Source organism: Enterococcus sp. DIV1304_2 (assembly GCF_050555445.1).
GTDB lineage: Bacteria > Bacillota > Bacilli > Lactobacillales > Enterococcaceae > Enterococcus_B > Enterococcus_B pernyi.
This window is the reverse complement of the sequence record NZ_CP187851.1, coordinates 1,929,678-1,951,403: the sequence shown is the minus strand read 5'-3', so window position 1 is coordinate 1,951,403 and position 21,726 is coordinate 1,929,678. Positions and strand designations below refer to the sequence as shown.

Annotated in this window: 10 protein-coding genes; 8 read left to right on the top strand and 2 right to left on the bottom strand. The window is 40.7% G+C overall.

What is annotated here, in order from left to right:
- The first annotated feature begins 449 nt into the window (after window positions 1–449).
- From IGJ14_RS08970 to IGJ14_RS08950, 5 genes are all read left to right on the top strand, one after another.
- Window positions 450–3,329, top strand: coding sequence for a lectin-like domain-containing protein (locus tag IGJ14_RS08970; RefSeq protein WP_430607583.1), 2,880 nt, complete (start codon window positions 450–452; stop codon window positions 3,327–3,329).
- 12 nt (window positions 3,330–3,341) lie between these two features.
- The gene (locus IGJ14_RS08965; protein WP_430607581.1) at window positions 3,342–3,647 is read left to right on the top strand and encodes an LPXTG cell wall anchor domain-containing protein; all 306 of its coding nucleotides are present in this window, start codon (window positions 3,342–3,344) and stop codon (window positions 3,645–3,647) included.
- On the top strand, window positions 3,644–4,204 hold the full coding sequence (locus IGJ14_RS08960; protein ID WP_430607578.1) for a WxL domain-containing protein: 561 nt from the start codon (window positions 3,644–3,646) through the stop codon (window positions 4,202–4,204). Before IGJ14_RS08965 ends, IGJ14_RS08960 begins: the two co-directional genes overlap by 4 nt.
- A gap of 23 nt (window positions 4,205–4,227) precedes the next feature.
- Complete coding sequence (locus IGJ14_RS08955; protein WP_010735043.1) at window positions 4,228–4,803, top strand: hypothetical protein; 576 nt, start codon at window positions 4,228–4,230, stop codon at window positions 4,801–4,803.
- 127 nt (window positions 4,804–4,930) lie between these two features.
- A complete protein-coding gene (locus IGJ14_RS08950; RefSeq protein WP_430607575.1) occupies window positions 4,931–5,938 on the top strand; it encodes a DUF916 and DUF3324 domain-containing protein in 1,008 nt (335 codons plus the stop codon).
- A gap of 563 nt (window positions 5,939–6,501) precedes the next feature.
- On the opposite strand, the gene IGJ14_RS08945 is transcribed toward IGJ14_RS08950, so the two are convergent.
- On the bottom strand, window positions 6,502–7,383 hold the full coding sequence (locus tag IGJ14_RS08945) for a hypothetical protein (protein WP_430607572.1): 882 nt from the start codon (window positions 7,381–7,383) through the stop codon (window positions 6,502–6,504).
- A 422-nt stretch (window positions 7,384–7,805) separates the two neighbouring features.
- Here IGJ14_RS08945 and IGJ14_RS08940 point away from each other — a divergent pair, with 422 nt between their 5' ends.
- Window positions 7,806–10,229 (top strand): hypothetical protein, encoded by a 2,424-nt coding sequence (locus IGJ14_RS08940; RefSeq protein WP_430607570.1) that lies wholly within the window; start codon window positions 7,806–7,808, stop codon window positions 10,227–10,229.
- A 263-nt stretch (window positions 10,230–10,492) separates the two neighbouring features.
- Entirely contained in the window at window positions 10,493–11,485 is a 993-nt protein-coding gene (locus tag IGJ14_RS08935; protein ID WP_430607567.1) for a zinc-dependent alcohol dehydrogenase family protein, read from the top strand.
- A 212-nt stretch (window positions 11,486–11,697) separates the two neighbouring features.
- Here IGJ14_RS08935 and IGJ14_RS08930 read toward each other — a convergent pair whose 3' ends face one another.
- A complete protein-coding gene (locus IGJ14_RS08930) occupies window positions 11,698–13,200 on the bottom strand; it encodes a helix-turn-helix domain-containing protein (RefSeq protein WP_065096006.1) in 1,503 nt (500 codons plus the stop codon).
- A 776-nt stretch (window positions 13,201–13,976) separates the two neighbouring features.
- Between IGJ14_RS08930 and IGJ14_RS08925 the strand changes: the two genes are divergently transcribed.
- Window positions 13,977–21,719 (top strand): InlB B-repeat-containing protein, encoded by a 7,743-nt coding sequence (locus IGJ14_RS08925; RefSeq protein WP_430607564.1) that lies wholly within the window; start codon window positions 13,977–13,979, stop codon window positions 21,717–21,719.
- Window positions 21,720–21,726 lie beyond the last annotated feature (7 nt).

The following is a 21,726-nucleotide window of genomic DNA, read 5'->3' as shown; positions in this document are numbered from 1 at the left end:
ATCAAAGCAACCTATTAGTGGATTAAAAAAGTGAGTCGTGTATACAATGAGCATCGTATTCATTATTTATTCATAAATATTAATGTTTTATGATTTCGTTTGCAACTATTGATGTCAAAGTATTTTATTGTAGTTAGCGTTCTCTAAAAATATAATGTTATAAGCATAAAAATTCATTTAAAAAATAAAGTATGTTATTATTTTTTTGATGAGAGATATCGTAAGAGAATAGTTAAATTATACATAGTTTTATTTTTTTATTTTGGGTAACTCGCTTAGTTCCTCCGTTGTTTTTACATAATAGTCTTTGATAAATTTTCATTTTCTAGTGAAATCTAGTAGAAATGGACCTGATCTCAAAGGCTATTTGAAAAAATGATAAAAGTAACGACTTTCTAAAAGTCTTCTATATTCAAATTGCGATAGTTTGGACAAAGGAGGTAAAGTTTGTGGGGATAAGGAATGGAATTCAAACCAATACGCGACCGTTTTTTATAACGTTCGTTATTATTGTGGTGTTCTTTATTGGAGGCGTTTGCTCTTCTGTTTTTGCTGATGTCAATCAAAGGCAGTCAACAAATGTGTTGGTCGATAATGGAGAAGTGGCGTTATCACTCGAAGACACGAATAAAGGGGTGCGTTTTAAACTAGAAAAAAATTCATCTGAAGCGTTACAATTTTCCGTAAATTTGATTGATTCTAAGGGTGAAAAAATCCCACTTATGATAGATGATCAACCCATTACTGAGAATCTGGTGTTGACAGAAGAACAATTTTCTACCCTACATTTTACCAAACCAACTGAACCTGTTCGATTATTTATCAAGTATAAGTCCGCAAATGGAACACTGACGGATCTGACACCACCTGAAGGAGAAATTCTTCCACTTGTTGAACCAGAAAATAATGATCAATCAGGTACTTCAGGGAGTCAACCAACCGAAGTAACGAGCGGTACCATTGAAGAAAATAGCAAAACTGGAGAAAATCAGGAACCAACTGAGACACAGCAAGCAACCAGTGAAGCGAAAGTAGCGGAAGAACAAAGCTCGACGTCTTCTGACTATCAACCACCCCAGGCACGAGCAATCCAAGCTTTTGCAACAGGTACAGGTTCTCAATACGTACCGCCGGGAGCTATCCCTATCAGTGGCGCTTTTGCCGCACCAAATGGCGGGGCTGTCGTTTCAAATGTCACGAATACGAATGACAATGGCGGAAAACCATTTTCACAAATCTCTCTTTCGGGGAGTAATAACTGGACGTCGATTTGGTCAAATGACGCGTATCGCTTGGATTTCACGAAATCATTTTCGCAACGTGTCTACGTCAATTTTGGCACACAACAAGCAGATGGCGTGGCGTTTGTCATGCATAACGATGCAAGAAAAACAACGGCCATTACGAACTCACGAGCGGTAGGTGTCGACGGTCAAAACTTGGGAGTCTACGGAGCGACTGGCGGCTACTATGAGTCATTGGCTCAGAGAACGCCAGAAACGACAGCTATTCGTAATTCATTTGCGGTGGAATTTGATTTATTTGCCAATGAAGCAGTAACTGGTAGAGCACGCTATGACGCACAGATTCCTGCTGGAAGTACGCCACATATGGCGTATACCTTTCCGGGTAACCTAAGCCGAACGTATCAACCAATCAATGCAGTGAATGGTGATTTAGGAGCAAATGATTGGTTCACTTTGACCCTCGCCAATCCCGGACGGATCAAACACAACAGCTTGATCCCACTTAATGGAGCTGTCAGTACCAATGTCCAAGATGGAACATGGTACGAGTTCAATTATAGCTTTAATAGCACCACACGGAACTTTACGTATTCATTTAGAAATCCTGTCAATGGAGCAAAAACTGCTGACACAACGATACCTTGGGGAGAGCTGAACTCGGAATTGCAGTTAGCAACCAACAACAATCGCGCCTATTGGGGATTTACTGCAGCCAACGGTAGCGTATCAGGACAAGTTCGTTTTGCTTTTACACAACCGCCGATACCGATAGGCGCGACAGTGACGAGTAATGTATTGGACAACGCCAATACATCTGTGACCGTTCCCAGTACAGATACAAGTAAAAGTAAATATTTGATGAGTGAGCAGCCAGCTAAGATCCAATCAACGATCAAGGTAAATACAGGCGAAGCCGCCTTGAATACTACGAGGTGGACGACGGTGCTTGATGCGAAAGCAATCAATTTGGCAACAAATGCGACAATCACACCGACGATCACGAAAACGACTGCCGCAGGGGTGACGTCAACGATTGCCCCAGCAAATTTAGCAACAGTCGTGACAAATAACGCAACGACTGGCGTGATCACAGTGGTCACGACGATAGCCAATAACGCGATCAATCTCAATCCCGGAGATTCAGCGACACTGAGTTATTCAGCACCAACAAGAACATTGTCAGCGGATGCACTAACTAGTTACGGAAGTTCAGTCTTGGCAAATCCAGTGGGAACGACACCAAATGATACAACAAACATCACCTACTATGGCGATACCGTGTATTATTGGGTGCGAAAAACGGATCAATTTACTGCTTTGTCATGGGAAAATGTCAATACGGTGACCAATTTTAGTGAGACGTTGGATATCTCTGCGAATCGCGATCCTGGGTACAAAAGAACATTTTATTGGAAAGATTTAGATGTCGGCGATCGATTGAGTTTCAAAGTGAAAAAAGGAACGACTTATCTCACTGATGTTCCATTCTCTGATGTCACAACAACAGGGGCGACAAATTTTAACGCAAATACACAGTTAGTGATCCCAACAAAATATTTTGATTATGGTGAGAATAAATTTGTCATTGAAGTCTACTCCTCCGGAAAAATGACGAAACCTGAAGAACCGGCAGCGTCATTGAATCTGACGGTAAACTACACTGGAGAATTAAGACTTGAGCAGGCACCAAGTACATTCAAATGGACGAATCGAAAGGTTCGTCAAAGTAAAGGGATCTTGGATCGTGATGCGGGCAATAGCTTAGAATTAAAGGTATGGGATTCGAGAGATCCACGAACAACAAGAAATTGGTCGGTTGGACTTTCGATCACGAGTGGAACGAACGCACCTTTTTCTTTCGTCTGGAAAACAAGTCCTACGAGTGCGGTTCAAAATTTGGGTAATTCACCAATCAAAGTGTTTGATTCTGCGAGTGTGACCCCGACTGGTTATGTTTATACGCTGAATATGAGTGAAAATGCGGGTGTGTTGTTAAATAGCTCAAAACTGTTGCCTGTAGGTGACTATAGTGGACGAGCAACAGCCAATTGGAAGCTATATAACACGGCTACGATCGAATAAGGAGGCGATGAGATGAAGCGAATAACTATGAATCTTTTGTTCCTGCTTAGTGTTGTTTTGTTCACTGGCTTTGTGCGAGTCGCTCCTACGTTTGCCGACGAAGTGATTGCTTCCGATCAGCAAGAAATCCAGTTTGAATTATATGAAAAAGACGAAGTGAGTCCCATAGATAAGGTTGAAAGTGGAACGACCAAACCGCAAGCGGAAGGGATGCTTCCGCAAACAGGTAGTTTGTTGTATGGAACGTCTGCATTTCTCGGTACATTGCTGATTGGATTTGTCGGACTGATGTATCGATCAAGGAGGCAGAAGCGATGAAGCCTAAAATCAAATGGTTGCTACTATTTATCTTGCTCCTGATGTTTGTTTCTCCTCCAAAGATCCGAGCTTCTTCTGTTGGTGAAGAGAAAAAATCAGCAGTGAATGTCCAAATCATCGAACCTGCTATTTATTTAAAGAAAGTAATACCACCGACTTTTGATCGCTACCCAGTCCCTGAGACGGACATTGAAGTATCAGCAAAGCAAGATCTAGTGATCGAAGTGGTTGACAATCGTTCTGGAACAAACGGGTGGAAACTCGATTATTCATTATCTGCTTTTAAAAATCAGCAGGAATATGCAGCAAAACTTTCTATGAAAGATGGACAGTTGATGACAGAACAAACCACTGTCTATCAAGTCAATGATATAGAAAATATTAGTCATGGCGAAACGCAAGAACTCGTCAAAGTCAGTCAAGGAACGAAACAAAACTTTCGATTGATCATCCCGAAGGAAAGTATTAAGTTGAGTGTTCCTGCTAATAGTCCAAGTGGTACCTATAAAGCGATACAGACGGTCAACCTCGTAAATGTGGTTGCCGATGTAGATTAATTGAAAATCAAGGAGGAATAAAAATGAACCACAAAACAAAAACATTAAGTGCAGTATTCGCAGGGTTGATTTTAGTAAATATAGGTGGAGTAGCAGCATTCGCAGCAGAGGTACCAGGACAAACTGGAAGTACACCAACGACTGTAACGATCACCGATGCTACTTCAGGAGATTTAAGACTCGATGCCGTTCCAGCGACTTATGCGTTTGAGACGGAAATCGAAAATGGCACGTATTCACTTAGTACTGGAACGATCGGTACACCAGGAAATATCGTTGTTTCAAATGATAGTATCGCTCAAGCATGGTCAGTGAGAGCAACTGTTGCGAATAATCAATTGACACGAGCAGCTGCACCAGCCACATTTGATGTGAATTCATTCCAAATCAATGGTGCACAATTAGTTGGTACAGGCGCAACTGGGATTGTCGCTCGATCAGCGACTACACCAGATGCCGGAAATAATACCGGTCAAATCACCACTCCGGTAACATCGATCGCAATTGGTTTTACCGATCCGAGCAATGTCTTACAAGTAAATAATGTCTTGAACGGTACGATCAATTATCAATTGTACAATACGGCAGATGCTTCTTAATGGCTGTGCCCAAATTGAGAAGATTGGAGCAATCGCATTCAGCGATTGCTTCAATTCTTTCTATAAGTTTTTGTTCATGATCAAATCTCTGGGAAAAACCAAATGAATCGATAAATGAGGTGTAGGGATGCGGAAAATAATTTTAGCCATTTGTTGCATGTTTGCTTTTAGCTTCCCCTTAGTTACAGAGGCGGAAACGGATAGTGAAGTGGGCTTTCATATCAAAGCAATTATTCCAGAAAATCAAGCCGATAAAAAATTAACTTATTTTGATTTGCAACTAGAACCTGGTCAAAAACAAACGATCAAGTTTCTGATAGAAAATACATCGAATGAAGAGTCAACTTATCAGGTTGCAGTAAACCAAGCCTATACGAATGACCAAGGGTTTATTGATTACACGCAACCAACTGATGAACCAGATATACCGGAGGAATTTCAAATCGACAACATTGCGAAAGTCCCAGAAAGCATCACTTTAGCTGGTGGGAAGTCACAAGAAGTTAGCGTTGACCTCACAATGCCGGAAAAAGAATTTGATGGACAAATCTTGGCAGCCATCCATGTCATGAAAGTAGGTCAAGCGGAACAAGAGGGCCAAATCGTTAACAATTATGGCTATGTCTTAGGATTGAAATTAACGAATAATACGAATGAAGTGCAAAGAAAGGTGGAATTGGAAGGCGTCGAACCAGCCATTTCATTTGGGAAAACAAGTGTGGTAGCAACTTTGAAGAATCCAACGATGGATGCGATCGGTCATTTGAAATATGCAGCTGAGGTGAAAGATGCCACAGGGGAAGTCATAAAAGAAGTATCCTATGATAAAGAGATGCAAATGGCACCCTTGTCCACGTATCGATTTGCAATCGATTGGGACAATGAACGACTGGAAGCGGGAGATTATTCCTTACATTTGACAATCTCAGATGCAAAAGACAACGAGTGGGTATTCGATCGCGACTTTACAATCAGTGAGAGTGATGCGAAAGAAGTGAATAAGGTAGCAATCTCTAAAGTGAATCAGCAGTCAATCCCGACTTGGGTCTATGTAGTTGTGGGTGTCTTACTTGGGATCATCCTTCTATTGATCATTTATTTTCTATTCATACGTAAGAAGAAAAAAGAAGAGTAACCAAAAGGGGTTGTGATCCTTATGTTAACACGAGTCTTAGCATAGGGATCACAATCTCTTTCTGTCAGTTAGCGTTTTTTATAGAAATAATAAAGCACACTGATGAAAAAAATCACAGATATAAGAAGGCCGATTTCGTAATATACAAACACCCTCAGAGAATCATAAAAGTAATACGCCATGATTTTAGTGATAAAATAAATCACTGGACATGCAGCTAGGAACACCAAGAAGGTGCGCTTAGTTAATTTAAAGAAATAAAAAAATGCTAGCACGGCAATACTTAAAGGAAACCAAAATAAAAACTTGCTTAACTGAACCAACATCATTCACTCCTCTATAATCTTCGTAATCAAATAATACCATTTTTGTGTTATTTTTAAAACTATTAATAGTATCATAACAAAATATTTTTTTTGATTTTAAAATAAAAATAAGTGGTTTTTATATATAAACGCTTGATTTACAGAGGTTTGTGAAAATATGTTCATGTGGAACGTTCGTTTTTTAATAACATTTTTAAAAATGGAATTAGGTTCCTTTGTTATATATCGACCATTTTTTTAAAATGATTTTAACGAATTTGTATGAATAAACTGTAAAACTATTTCAGTGATCCAAGGACAGTCTTGGCGACGCATACTGAATGGTTGGTAACCATTATAGTGATAGATATATTCATTTTTCCAACCTTCTGTTTTGGTTTGCTTCATTTTCAATAACTCGATCAATGGGTGTAATGCCTCTTGATCAAGATCTGGAGTATGAGAAGCGATGTAGATAAGATCGGTCAAGGATAAAACGTAGCCTTGTGGAAACATATTTTCTGTAATATGTGCAGAAATGGGCTGTCCATTCGATAAGCGTTTGAACCATTGATGCTTTTCCATATACATCACACCATCAGCAATCATTTTTTTTACTTGTGGGTCAGTTTGATCCACCATTTTTTGATAAGTGATCAACGCACGAACAGTTTTTCCAATGCCGATGTAACAAGGGGTTTTTCTTAAACAACCGCCATGTTGACAAATACCACGTCCTGTCCATGAGGTTGTTTGATTCCGTTCAAAGAGCTGATAATTTTTGATCCACATGAGTGCTCGCTGTGCAGAAAGTTTTTGCCCTAAACCGAGACGAACATAGGCTTCCAGTAACATCGCATTGTAGCAAGGAACGATATCTTCTGCTTTTCCGGTATAAGAAAAACCGTCTGACGTCGCAATCGTTTTTTCTACATACTGGATCAATGACTGGGTAACTGGTAATTGACTGGCATAGGGGATTTCGGCTAAACCAACCAAAGCAAAAATTTTTCCTAAAGCGGATAGATTCTCTTGTTGTTCATATTTTTTGACGATCTGTGATTGCTCAAGATAGATCATGGGATCTTCAATTGGTTCATTTTGGTCTATTTTCGTTTTTAATCGATAAGCTGCATCCATAAAAGCATGACTCCTTCAATTGCTTATTGTGAGTATTTGGTAAGGGTTTCACAAATCAAGTATATCATCAAATGGCGGTTCCATGATGGCGCAGCCATCAAATTTTAGCTGGTATATTTTGATGTTCCTTTTTTTTATTTCCGAAAAAATTATGATACTGGGAGATTTCTAATAATTGAGTGTTCTTTTAATAGCAGTAATCAATGGCGAATATTTCTAAGATATTGGTGTGAATTTATTTCTATAATAGGAAATAATAAGCACGATAATGCTGATAAATGGTGTTATTATTCTTGGTGTAAAGGATGTGGATTGTTATTTCTTTACAAAAAAACCGCCAATAAAAGGGGGCTATGAATGGGTGAAGAATCTATCCATAGATAATTGGTGGGTAAAATTTCCTTAGGAGGATGATCTACATTATGAAAAAAAGGAAAACAATGTGTCAGTTGATGTTGCTCGGTCTCACTGTGTCGACAATGATGGTGCCAGTTTCCCATGTGTCAGCAGCAATTCAGTCAGTAGAAAAGAGCAAGGAGAATGATTCTTTACAGACGAGTCAACTCAATCAGTCTTTACTAGGATCGATCACTTCCGACCAAGAACAAATCAATCGTTTAGATCAAAAGTATGAGTTAGTCGCTTATGATGCAACTGTCTTGCCTGAAAAAATTGATTCTAAGTCACTCTTAGTGGCTGCAGATGCGAAAGTCGTTGATGAAGAAGGTGAGCCTCTAAGTGGTTTCACGCCTTATGTCAAAGCAACAACCGTTGAAGCAAAGCCAGGGGAATATCAGCTGACCGTTGGCTTAAAAGAAGATGCCAGTGTGGAAAAAACAGTAAAAGTAACAGTTTTAAATGAGAAACAAGAAACAAAATATACGATTTTAGCAGAAGACGTGACTGTACTAGTAGGACAAACCGCTACTGATTACATTCTAAAAGTTGCCGGTGCCTATGCACGTAATGAAAAGGGCGAGTTATTTGATGTGATCGTAAAAAGCTCAAACGTTGAAAATCAATTAGGTGAGTATGAAATGACCTTAGGGATCAAGGAAGATCCTCGTGTGGAACGAACGATCAAAGTCACTGTCTCAGACAAAGAAAGCTACGTATTCAGTGCCCAGGATGCGACAGTCATGGTCGGTCAAACGGATGAGGCATCAATTCTCTCAGCTGCTAATGTCGAGATCACGAATCAGCGTGGCGAAGCAGTGGACGCAAAAGCCGTCATCAAGTCATCCACTGTCCAAGACTTTCCAGGTATTTATCTAGCGACAATCGCTGTCGATCAAGATATGACTATTGAAAAAACAATCACTGTCACCGTGATGCAGGCAAACGAGGACACAGTAGGTCAGCCCAATTATCAATTACTTGCTGAAGATACGATAGTTTCTATTGGACAAACAGATGAACAATCATTGATAGCGGCAAGTGGGGCATATGCAATCGATGCAACGACAGGAAAAGTTGGACAAGTCGTTGTCAAACAGTCAACAGTCCAAAATACTCCGGGAGAGTATGACGTGACATTTGGTGTAATCCAAGATGATTCTATTGAAAAAAAAGTGAAAATCACGGTACAAAATCCAGAGGACCAGCCTAAGTATCATTTGAATGTCTTGGAAAAGAATATCACTTTACAAGTTGGGCAAACCGATGAGGCGACAATTCTCTGGGCTAGTGGCGCTGAAGTGAAGGATCAAGATGGGTATTTGACGTACGAAGCAAAACCAATCATCAAATCCTCAACCGTTGAAAATAAAGCAGGTGTCTATGAAGCAACGATTGCAGTGGATAAAGACCTTTCAATCGAACAAAAGATCCAAGTGACAGTCATTGGTGAAGAGACAACTGAACCTGAATTATCCTATGAACTTTATGCCAATGATGGCTTCACAACAGTTGGTCGAACAGATGCTCGTTCAATCATTGAAGTAACCAATGCACAGGCCTATGATAGCTATGGAAATATGGTCGCTGTTATCGTTAAAAACTCAACGATAGAAGATAAAGCAGGTGTCTACAAAGTCACGCTAGGAATCAGTCAAGACTCTACGATTGAAAAAACAGTGAATGTGACTGTTGAAGGAGAAGAAACTGAAATCCCTAACTTTGATTATTTCGTGATTGCAGAAGATGCAGAAGTCGAGGTTGGACAAACAGATGATTACTCCCTTTTGTTAGCAACCAATGCGTATGTGTTCAATCAAACATTAGGAAAACAAGTCGTACCGATCATCAAGCATAGCACAGTAAAAGATACTCCAGGAGAATATGAAGTGACGATTGGTATCGAACAAGATGAACGTGTGGAAAAAACAGTGATAATCACAGTAGTTGGGGAGCAAGTTCCACAACAAGAGTACATTTTAAATGCAGCAGATGCTGCTGTGACTGTCGGACAGACGGATGACCAATCAATCTTAGCGGCAGTCGGGGCCACTGTGACAGATTTATCTGGTCAACCAGTCGACGCACGACCAGTGATCAAAGCATCGACAGTCAAAGACGAAGTCGGTTACTATGAAGTAACGATCGGTATCGATAAAGGCGATATTGAAAAAACAGTTGAAGTGATCGTTCGTTCTGAAAATCTTATAGAAGGCTATACGTTTTTAGCAGAAGATGCTGTTATTACGGCCGATGAAATAGATGACGCCTCCATTATCAAAGCGACAAATGCACGAACTGTTTATAGTGATGGCAAAGTCGTGAAAGGTGCAGTCATCAAAGAGAACAATGTTTTGCCTATTCCTGGCGAATATGAAGTGGTACTGATGGCGAATCAGTATGGTTTTGGGGCAAAAACTGTCAAAGTAACAGTCGTAGCAGTCAACTGATACGTCATTACTAATTGATCTGTACCGGTTCATTATCTTACGGATATCACAAGAGATGGAAACAGAAGTGTTTAAGCTCAAGAAATTAGGCGACAACCATGAAAATTGCTTCTTAAAATTTTTGTGGTCGTCGTCTTTTTTTTTGAAGATCGTACTTCTGTTTCCGCCGGTTATTCGTTTCTAAGGTGCGCACAGTCTTCTTTTTATTTCAGGTAAATGTTACACTTGTGAAAAGAATCCAACGATCATCAAAGGAGAAAAAAATGAAAAATCACTGTCTGATTTACCGAGCATTTGGTTTGCCACAAGAGGTTGTGCAACTAGAAGAGCAACCACTCACTTTAAGACAAGGAGAAGTCTTGGTCAAAATGTTAGTGGCTCCAATCAATCCTTCTGATTTGATTCCAATCCACGGCGCCTATGCACATCGCATCATCTTGCCACAAATTGCTGGGTATGAAGGTGTCGGGAAAGTGATCCAAGTCACTGATCCTCAGGATGAACAAATGATAGGACAATACGTTTTACCCCTACGAGGAGAAGGAACTTGGCAAACCTATCACACAGTACCCAAGAGTGAATTAGTAATTGTTCCCTCTTCGGTCGATCTATTAACAGCTGCCCAGATGTACATCAATCCTGTAACCGCATGGTTGATCTGTACAAAAGAATTGAACCTGAATAAAGGAGATCATATTTTGCTCAACGCAGGAAATTCTTCCATTAGTAGAATTTTTATCCAATTGAGTAAAATTTTATCATTTAAAGTCATTGCAATCGTTCGCCACGAAAAATATAAAAAAGAGTTAACTGAACTAGGAGCAGATTTGGTCGTTCTTTGGGATGAAGAAACAACGTTGCCACAAATTTTAGCACATACAAAGGGGAAAGGCGTAAGGGCGGCGATTGATCAAGTAGGTGGGAAAAGCGGTGAAACTATGGCGCGAGCGATTCAACCGTATGGGAAGTTCGTTGCGATCGGGTTACTCTCCGGTCAACAAGTTGATTGGTCGCTCATCCAAACATTGCCGATCCAAGCCAAAGTTTATCATCTAAGGCATTGGGCGGATTCGGTTTCCAATGAAGAATGGCAGAAACAATTTCAACAACTATTCCGTTTGGTTGAAGAGGGACAATTGAACCTACTAACTACCGCTCCCATGTATCCAATTTCTGAGTATCGTCAGGCATTGATAGAGGCAGAAAAGAAAAAAGAAAAAATATTTTTAAATTTCGATGTTCCATTAGAGGGCTGAGACAATCAAAAGAGAGTGTGATATTCGTCCTCTCGTACCACTTAAAACCGAATGAACGGCAAGAATAGAAGGAAACTCTTCGCAAAATAAGGCGCCACCCACGAAAACTTGGAGAACAAATTTCGTGGGTGGCTCCTTATTTCTCGAGGTTAAACACGTCTGTTTCGACCTCTTTTTGAGATCACGGCTAAAGGATAGGGAGTGTTTTTCCTTTAGTTAGTTTCTGAATAAGCAGGCAAAGACAAATAAGTGATCGTCTCCATTAAAAGACGCCAATCCGCTATCGTCGGCACATTGGAGATTCGATGGATGCGACAAACCTGTTCATCAATCAAATGAAGATCGTAATTACAAACTACGAGATCAGCTTGGTAGGTTTCGATCGATTCTTTTGTGACAGCATGTTCAATTTGAAATTCGACCGTTGACCGTTGCATAAAAAGTGTCTCGATCTCATTCAGGATATAATCATCTAAAGATGGCGGTCCTTGGATCGTAAACAAAATGCGTAAAGGGCGATACGACTGCTTCATCAACAGCGAAGCATGAAACGTTGTCAACGCAGCTGCAAGATAATCGATATGAACAAAACCAAATAATGGGTTATTTTTTAGAATCGTCAGTTTTTCAAGCCATACTTGGTAGAGCTCAGAATAACGTGCCTTCATTTGTGTCACCATCGTGGGTGAATGTAATTCATAAGTATGGCTCATTTTAGAAAGTAAACGCGCATTGACCAAGTAAGCTTCCATTTTTTCTAGTGTCCCGTCTTTGATCATGTGTTCCGGGAAAACAGTCGCTAGAAAACGTTGGATCGCTTCGATGACACCAGGGCTTTCTTCTCGATAAAATGCATAGGAGCGACCATCGTCCAAATTGCTTTGACGTGTGTAGGAAATACAATGAAGTGAGACCAAGTATAACCACATCGTTTCATTTAATGAGAGCGTTTCATTCGAGCGTGAAAGATAGTAATCCTGTAATAATGGCTCAAGTGAAGAGAAGCCTTTGCTGCTTTTGATCAACACTTTGATACTTCGATTTAAGTTGCAAAGTTTTTTACACTTCCACCGTGCTTTTGCAATCGACAGCCATAAAGCGGCACGAAAATGGCTAAAATGTAAAAAGGCATGATCTCTTTTATGGCCTTCGTCGACTAAATACTGTGCATCGATTTCACTATCTGAATCAATGATCGTACTATCGCCAAAACTTGAGTAAAAGGCAAAAAAACAAAAACGAATATCTTCTTCTCTACCTGATAAAGTCAATGGTCCAGTGGTGATCGTCACACTGAATTCCTTCAAGATATTATTCATATGACGGATCGTTTTAAAAATTGTACTTCTAGAGACCATCAAGGCATCAGCTAATTCATCGGTTGAGTAAGTTACATGATGAAGCAATAGATCCATGATCTGGTAGGTGATGGTCCTTTTAGCTAATAAGGTGATCATCGAATCGATTGTCATTACCTTTTTGTAGTGAAACGATAGTAGTCCCTTGTGATCAATCTTTAGTGAAACGCACTGCTCGTTCAGCGCATGGTTGATTTCCTCGATGTCTTTTTTTAGTGTTGGTTTTGACTTCTCTAAGTTAAGAGAAAGATCATTGAGCGTTAACTGGTTGGTTTTATTTTTATGTACTAAATTTAAAATTTGATATTGTCGTTTAAACTGATTATCAAGTTGTAAGGTGATGGGTAAATTTTCCATTATTCTGGCTTCCAATCTTTATTTTTCTATAAATATGTAAGAAATATAGTCTCTCTGTAAAGTTAAAACACATAGTTAGATAGGCTCAGGGAAAGATGTGCATATTATAAGTATACAAAAAAAACAAACGTTTGAAATAAAAAATCATTATAATTTAAAAATAATCTGTTTTAAATTAAGGACAAATAGTTGGGATTGCCGTGTTTTTTATCGAATAATTGTTTTTTAAATAATTTTGTTATTTTTTATAAGTGAAGATATTTTGTTTTTTCAATAAAAAGTATACAAAAATTTCTTAGGCGCATAGTGTGATATTTTTTTCTAAATAATAAAAAAATAGTTTTTGACTATGGGTGTATGTATTGAAACCAATGACTATTACTATAATTACAGAACTTATAGAAATAAGGCAGTGCTTTATTTTTTTTTGTTCGAAAAAAAATAAAAATAAACAAAGAATAGATTAGTGTTATTATAATCAAAAGATGAAAAAATAATAGTTTTGTTACATCGTTATTTAATATCATAGTTTCATCTGGGTTAAGAAAGGGGGCCAGCTATTCAATTAGTCGAACATATAACTAGCGATATCTAAAAAAGTAGGCATGTTCTATTACAAAGAACAGTTGTTTAGGGAATCAATCGTGCAATAGAAGATACTAAGTAGAAAATGAATCACTATAAATCAGTACATTCCATACATTGAGTATAACTTTCTGCCAAAAAATCAGCAGATTACGTCACGTCAAGTAATACGTGTAGAGTAGGAGGAGGAAATGACTCATTTTTATAAGAAACAAAGTTTACATATTATTGTAATTATCTTGCTGCTTTTCTCGTCATTAGGAAATACTATCAGTGTTATCGCTGAGACGATCAACGAGTCAAGCGTAGAAGAACAGGTAGAAGACGTTGGTGAATCACAGGAAACAATAGAAGAAACATTGGTAGAAGGTGAGGAGCCGACTGAGGACGAGAGCGAACCGGTAGTACCAGAAGTAGTAGGCGATGAGCCTTTACTGGATAGAGAACCAAGAGCGTTACAGGAGATAACTAATCTTGATCATTTTTGGCTAACTCGTTTTTTGAAAGGGAATGCGAGTGGGACTCGCACACAGTTTCCAACAACATTCAGTAATTTCTTTTCAAACGACAGTCGGGCAAGAGTAGTATGGACCGGCAGTAGTCAACTAGGAAATCGAACAGGAAGTCGAATTGAAGGGACAGTTTCGTTACCAAGGCAGTTTATATTTCGTAATGGTAGTGATTATTTAATGGCAGGAGGAAGCATACCGACTTTTCCTTCCATGCCACTCAGGAACGCTTATCAATTTGGCAGTATTGTCTTGCAACATAGTCAAGGGGATTTTACAGCAACCATTCGTGAGCGAACACCTTATCAAATAAAGAATGCTGTTTTATCACCATCCAATACGAATGAAGGAACATTAGCAGATTTTCAAGAATTCATCATTACCATTGAACGAACGAAGGATGCCACGATTACGAGTCAACGTACCAACACAATGACAATTGATACCAGCTGGATATTCAATACATTTTTTGAAATCCCATCTAGTTGGTTTTATGGGTACTATCCTAATTATGTCGCATTTGCCTCTCAAGGAATCCGTGGCAGTTTCACAGAACTACCCTCTCATACATTAGCATTTGCTAGAAATCCATCGCAAGGAGCGAGTGCAAATCCATCGGCGCCTATGACTACACTGGCACAAGGGGCAACAACGACAGTGACCGCTGCGGCTCCAGCGACGGGATATCAATTTGCAGGATTTGATGTGAGTGGTACAGGAAGTTCGATCACGAATGTGAATACAGCCAATCGCACAGGTACGTTTACCATGGGATCACAAAATGCGACCGTTACCGCACGTTATGAGTTGAGTAATCGAACCTTGACTCTGGCACGTTCGCCACAAGCCGGAAGTGCAAGCAATCCAACTGCACCAACGACTACTCTGGTGGTAGGTGCAACGACGACGGTCACCGCAGGGGCACCTTCACCTGGCTATCGTTTAGCGGGATTCAATGTGACAGGTAACAGTACGATCACAAATGTTGATTTAACCAATCGCACAGCCACCTTTACTATGGGAACTGAAAATGCGACAGTCACAGCAGAGTATGCTTCGACGGTCATCCGCAATGCAGAGGATCTTGGAAAATTTTTAAGAAGCGAATTTCCTTATGATTCCAATGAACAGACGTACACGATCGAACCAGAAGCCAATCAGACAATCGATATGTCTGGACAAGGGAACTTTTCAGGGCGTAGTCAATTTTCAGGTAACCTGATCGGAAATGGGACGATCATCAAAAATCTTTCATTGGTGGCGTCAAATGCTTCTCTTGGATTGATCCAAACACTCAACGGCGGCAACGATTCTAGAATCGAAAATCTAACCTTAGCTGGCTTGGTACTCAATAATACACGAACATTGTCTAACTCAGCTGGAATCATCGGTCAAGTTGCTACTGGTACGTCAGTTGCGCTTGAAAATATCACGATTGATGAAAGTAGTCAAATCGCAGCGAATCAACCGAATGGAAGTGCGGGACTGATCGGGAACAATCAGGGGTCAGTAACAATCAAAAACAGTGACATCGCTGGTACTGTGCATTCCAACACTGCCAATGGTTTGATGGGGGGGATCGTTGGACAAAATGAAGGTCAATTGACCATTGAAACGAGTCTCTCACAAGTGGAATTTACCTCAGGGGGATCTTATACACTAAGTATAGGAGGTCTAGTAGGCGTAACCAATGGATCAGTCACGATCACTGATTCAAGGAGTGCGAGTCATGCAGCCATCAATTCATTAAGTGGCACTTTTCGAGGTGGATTCATTGGTCGAGTGATTTCTCCGGGAAATGCGACGATCCAACGAAGTGCTAACGTCAGTGATATGCGTGGAAATAATAGTTATGTCGGTGGGTTTATCGGCCAAATGTCTGGAACTGCGAGAATTGAAGAAAGTTACCACAGCGGGCATGTCCAAGGAAGTACGAGCCTTGGAACCGCAGGCTTTGTCGGCTTGACTGAAGGCAGTGGTGCTCTTGACATCATGGATAGTTATAGCATTGGCTCTTCCAATGGTAATGGGGTGATCGGTGTCAATCAACTAGCAAGTAATGTTACGTTGAATCAACTCTTTGTCGCAGGTTTTACTGGGGGGCAACCCATCACTTCAAGTACGTCAGGGATCAATGTGACGAACGTTTATTATGATTCAAGTACCACGAATAAAACAACTACGTCAGGTGTAGGTGAAGCAAAAACAACCTTGGAGATGATCGAATCGACAACCGATATGTTAGGTTTTGGGAATCGTTGGCGGACCGATTTTTCAGTGGCTCAGCGAACGAATAAAACCTATCCTTACCTGAGTTGGCAGACCCAAGGCACGCAACCGGTGATGTTTTTTGACAGCATCGATCCAATGGTCGATCGTCAAGTAACAGGTAATCAAGTGTCGGTAACGTTAGATCTACAAAACGAGCCATTGAAACTATTCAATCCATATAGTTCTGGCTTAGCTGGTGAAGCGACAGCAGGAACCTTCACTTTCAATCGTGGATCTATTGCAAGAGTGTCGATTGGTGTCATCAATCAGCAAGGCGTCGTTGGCTTTACTGCCCGACGAATGACGGCGACGAGCGCTCGTAATCCAATCGCTGGTAGTGATCATGATCCAGAGATTGAAAAAAATGATTTTCTTGAAGGTGAAACGACACAAATCAAAGCAGCTGCACCTAACGAAGGCTATCGCTTTGTTGGGTTTAGTGTGACCGGTGCGGGTAGTTCAGTTTCAAACATCGATTTGACCGCACGAACAGCGACAGTCACGATTGGAACTGAAAACACGGTCATCACAGCAGAATACGCCTCAACGATTATCCGTAATGCCGATGATCTTGGAAAGTTTTTACGAAGTGAGTCTCCTTATGATGCAAACGACCAGACTTACACGATCGAACCAGAAACAAATCAAACGATCGACATGTCAGGAGAAGGTGATTTTTCAGGACGTAGTCAATTTTCTGGTCATCTGATCGGAAATGGCACGATCATCAAAAATCTTTCATTAGTAGCTTCCGGTGTTTCTCTTGGATTGATCCAAACGTTAAACGGTGGCAACCTTTCACGAATCGAGAACTTGAAGTTAGAAGGACTACTCGTCAATGATACGAGGACGCAATCTAACGTGGCTGGAATCATCGGTCAAGTAGTAAGCGGTAAGTCAGTTGAGCTTGAAAATATCATGATCGATGAAAACAGTCAAATTGCTGCTAGTCAACCCTATGGGAGTGCCGGATTGATCGGGAACAACCAAGGTTCAGCATCGATCAAAAACAGTGAGGTTTCAGGAACGTTACACTCCAACACAGCTAATGGACTAATGGGTGGACTTGTTGGTAAAAATGACGGTCCATTGATCATTGAGAGTAGTCTTTCTCGAGTTACTTTTACTGGTGGTGGTTCATATACATTAAATATCGGTGGACTAGTGGGTGAAACCAGTAGTGAAGTAACAATCACTGATTCTGTAAGTGAAAGCCAAACAGCAATCAATTCATTGAGCGGAACATATCGAGGTGGAATGATTGGTCGAGTGACCTTCTCAGGGGAGGTCACGATCCAACGAAGTATCAATGCCGGTGATATGCGAGGAAATAACAGTTATGTGGGCGGATTTATCGGAAGGATGTCAGGAACTGCTAACATCGAGGAAAGCTATCACAATGGACATGTCCAAGGAAGTACAAGTCTAGGAACTGCTGCGTTCATTGGTATGACCGAAGGCAGTGGCGCCCTTGGTATCGTGGATAGTTATAGCATTGGCTCATCCAATGGCAATGGTGTGATCGGGATCAATCAATTAACGGATCGAGTGACACTCAGCCAACTATTTGTTGCAGGTTTTACTGGGGGGCAACCCATTACCTCAGATACGATGGGGATCACTGCGACCCATGTGTATTATGATTCCAGTACAACGAACAAATCTACTACGACTGGAGTAGGTGAAGCGAAAACTACGCTAGAGTTGATTGAATCAACAACCACTGCACTAGGTTTCGGGAGTCGTTGGCGAACCGACTTTTCAGTGGCTCAACGTACGAATAAAACCTATCCATACCTGAGTTGGCAGACCCAAAATACGCAACCATCTATGTTTTTTGATAGCATCGATCCAATGGTCGATCGTCAAGTGACGGGCAACCAAGTAACGGTAACGTTGGATTTGAAAAATGAGCCATTGCGATTATTTAATCCATACAGCTCGGGGTTAGCCACTGAAGCCACAGAAGGAAGCTTTGTTTTCAATCGCGGCAATGTCGCAAACGTATCAATTGGGGTCATCAATCAGCAAGGAGTTGTTGGCTTTACCGCACGGCGAATGAGTTTGACACTGGCCCGTGATCCCTTGGCAGGGAGTGCAGCTGATCCAAACGCTGACCAAACGAATTTTATCGAAGGGGAAACAACAACGATTCAGGCGGCTGAAGCAAATACAGGGTATCGTTTTGTTGGATTTAGCGTGACGGGCACAGGAAGTACCGTGACAAATGTTGATCAAAAAAATCGAACAGCTACTTTCACGATGGGGACAGAAGATGCAACAGTGACAGCAAATTATGTGCAAACGGTCATTCGTACAGCAGAAGATCTAAGTCGCTTTTTGAATCGTCAAGCACCTTTTGATCAAGACGATGAAAACTATTCGATTGAACCAGAAGATGGGATAGCAATCGATATGGCAAATGCAGGTACCTTTTCTGGCAGACAAGTATACGGAGCGAAATTGATCGGTAATCATGCGGTCATCAAGAATTTGACATTGACTAGTGGAGAAATAGACTTAGCCTTTATTCGCTCAGTCGGGAATGCTTCTTTACGAATTGAGAATCTAACATTTGAAAACTTGAGGGTGACGAATACTAGAGGACAGTCATATACCAACTATACAGCAGGGGTGATTGCTCAAATTGGTACAGGAAATATGGTTGAACTTGAGAATATCCAGATGGATAGTAACAGTAGCATTGTTTCAAACCAGTCAAATGGAAGCGGAGCTTTTGTTGGAACCAACAATGGACAACTAACGATTACGAATAGCCAAGTATCAAGTAATCTTCACTCGAATACTTCGAACGGTCTATTAGGGGGTCTCGTCGGTCGCACGACGGGCGTGCTTAACATGAGTCACTCTAGTTCAAAAGTGAATTTTACTGGTGGTAATAATTATACCTTGAATCTAGGCGGGCTGGTCGGTGAAGTATCTGGTACAGTAACGATCACCGATACACAGAGTGAAACTCGCTCGACAGTGAATTCTTCAACTGCTAGCTACCGTGGAGGGTTGATTGGCTATGTGACAGAAAATGGTCAAGTGCAGATTGAGCGAAGTATCAATTCGAGTGATCTCCGAAGTGGAAATAGTTCTGTTGGTGGATTCATAGGTGTCATGTTAGGGAATGTCACCATCAATGAGAGTTATCACAGTGGCTATATCCTTGGAAATGTTGCAACTGGCACTGGTGGTTTTATCGGTAGGATCGAAGGGAATGGTCGCTTGACGCTGACGGATAATTATAGTGTTGGCTCAACAAATGGGCATGGAGTGATCGGAACAGTCGATTCGACTGCTACCGCACAACTTACGAATTTATTCGTCGCAGGATTTACTGCTGGAGAACCAATTTCGAATACTACCACAGGAATCACAGCAAATAATGTGTATTTTGATTCAAGCACGACAAGAAAAACAACGACAAATGGTGTGGGTGAAGCACGTAGTACTACAGGATTGATCGATAGAACGATAACTGAACTTGGGTTTGGTGAAAAGTGGTTCACAGGTTTTGCTTTGGGGAGCAATGCCAATCGAACTTATCCGTACTTGAGGTGGCAGACGAATGGGGCACAAACAGCCGAGTTCTTCCACTCGATCCAACCAGAAGTAGATACAGCTGTCTCAACCAACCAAGTAACAGTAACTTTAGATCTTGCAGGACAACCTGTTCGCTTATTCAATCCATATCAAGCGGACTTGGCAGGAGAGATCACATCAGGTACATTCCAGATCAATCGGAATAATGCCGAACGCTTTTCAATCGGGGTCATCAATGAACAAGGCGTCATTGGTTTTACTGGTATCGGAAATTATACAGATATCCAGCCAAAGAACCAAGTTTTGAACTATGGATATGGAGAAACGGATTATCAGGCAAAAGACTTTGTCACAGTCTTCAAAGATCAAACTGAAACAGAGGATTATGATGCACGTTTTGTAAGTTTCCCTGATTCACTAAATGGTCAAGCTGCACGTGTAGAGGTTTCAAAAAATGGCACAGTATTAGCTACAATCGATGTTCCTGTCACTTATCAGTTTGGTCATTCGCTAAATGTAAGAGGCATTAGTTTTCAAGGAACAGACCTACGAGCAGCAACTTTAAGCTTGAACAGTGATCAGACACAAATTGTTGCGACCTATAATAGTGCATTAGCTGGAACTTCGGTTCATTCCTATTTTGGAGATGATATGTACTATCAAATCAGGCACTATAACCAAGCAACTGTTTCTAGTGGTCCAATGAATGCACAAACGCCAGATTTCGATTTTTCTGTAAATGGCAATCAAAGGTTAGATACATTGAATGGTTTCGGAACAAATCGAAGACTATCAGTTACGAAAGGCGATATCGTGGAAATTTTCCATGCAGAAGCCAATGGCAGACTGGACAACTTCCAAGATAATGTGGTGCAACCAAGGATATCGGATAATCGAAGTCGTTATCAAATCACTGCGAAGGGGTTTGAACGAATAAACATCGATCGTTTAAATCCAAGGGAACAAAAAACAGTGTTAGGAATGTCTCGTGAAGATATGGATCGTCAAGTTGGGCGATATTTAGATATCAGTCAATATCCAACCTTGAAAATTGAAGGTTTCACTCAATATCCTGATACGTCAAAAGAAGGAGCGACGATTGGTAAGATCGTTGTCAGCGAGTCATTGGTGAATGGTGAAAAAGCCACATGGGAATATACCGTTCCTTTTGTGGTGGAAAGTGATCCAGCAATCCATGTAACGTTACCGGTTCGGATGGCTTTTGATGTCTTAGACGATCAAGTGACTAGTGATGATTACCAGGTGGTCAATCATTCGACAACGACAGAACTGACAGTTTCCTTCCATACCAAAAACGATGTGGAATTAGCAAGTACTTCAAATATTGTCTTTTTAGATTCATCAGAACAAGAGACGACGAGCGAATCGATGTTTTTATATTTACAACGAATCGGTGCGGCACCATCTGACAAGCCGTTAGTTGGACAAGCCAGTACTTTTGCTGGTACTCAATGGGCGGAATCAGTGCCGTCAGATTCCCGAATGTCGCTTGGTTTTACAGGAAAATATTTTGGGGATACCACACAAAATAATAAAGTAACAGGCAAGTTAAATTTACACCTTGCTGCGAAGATAAATTGAACACACA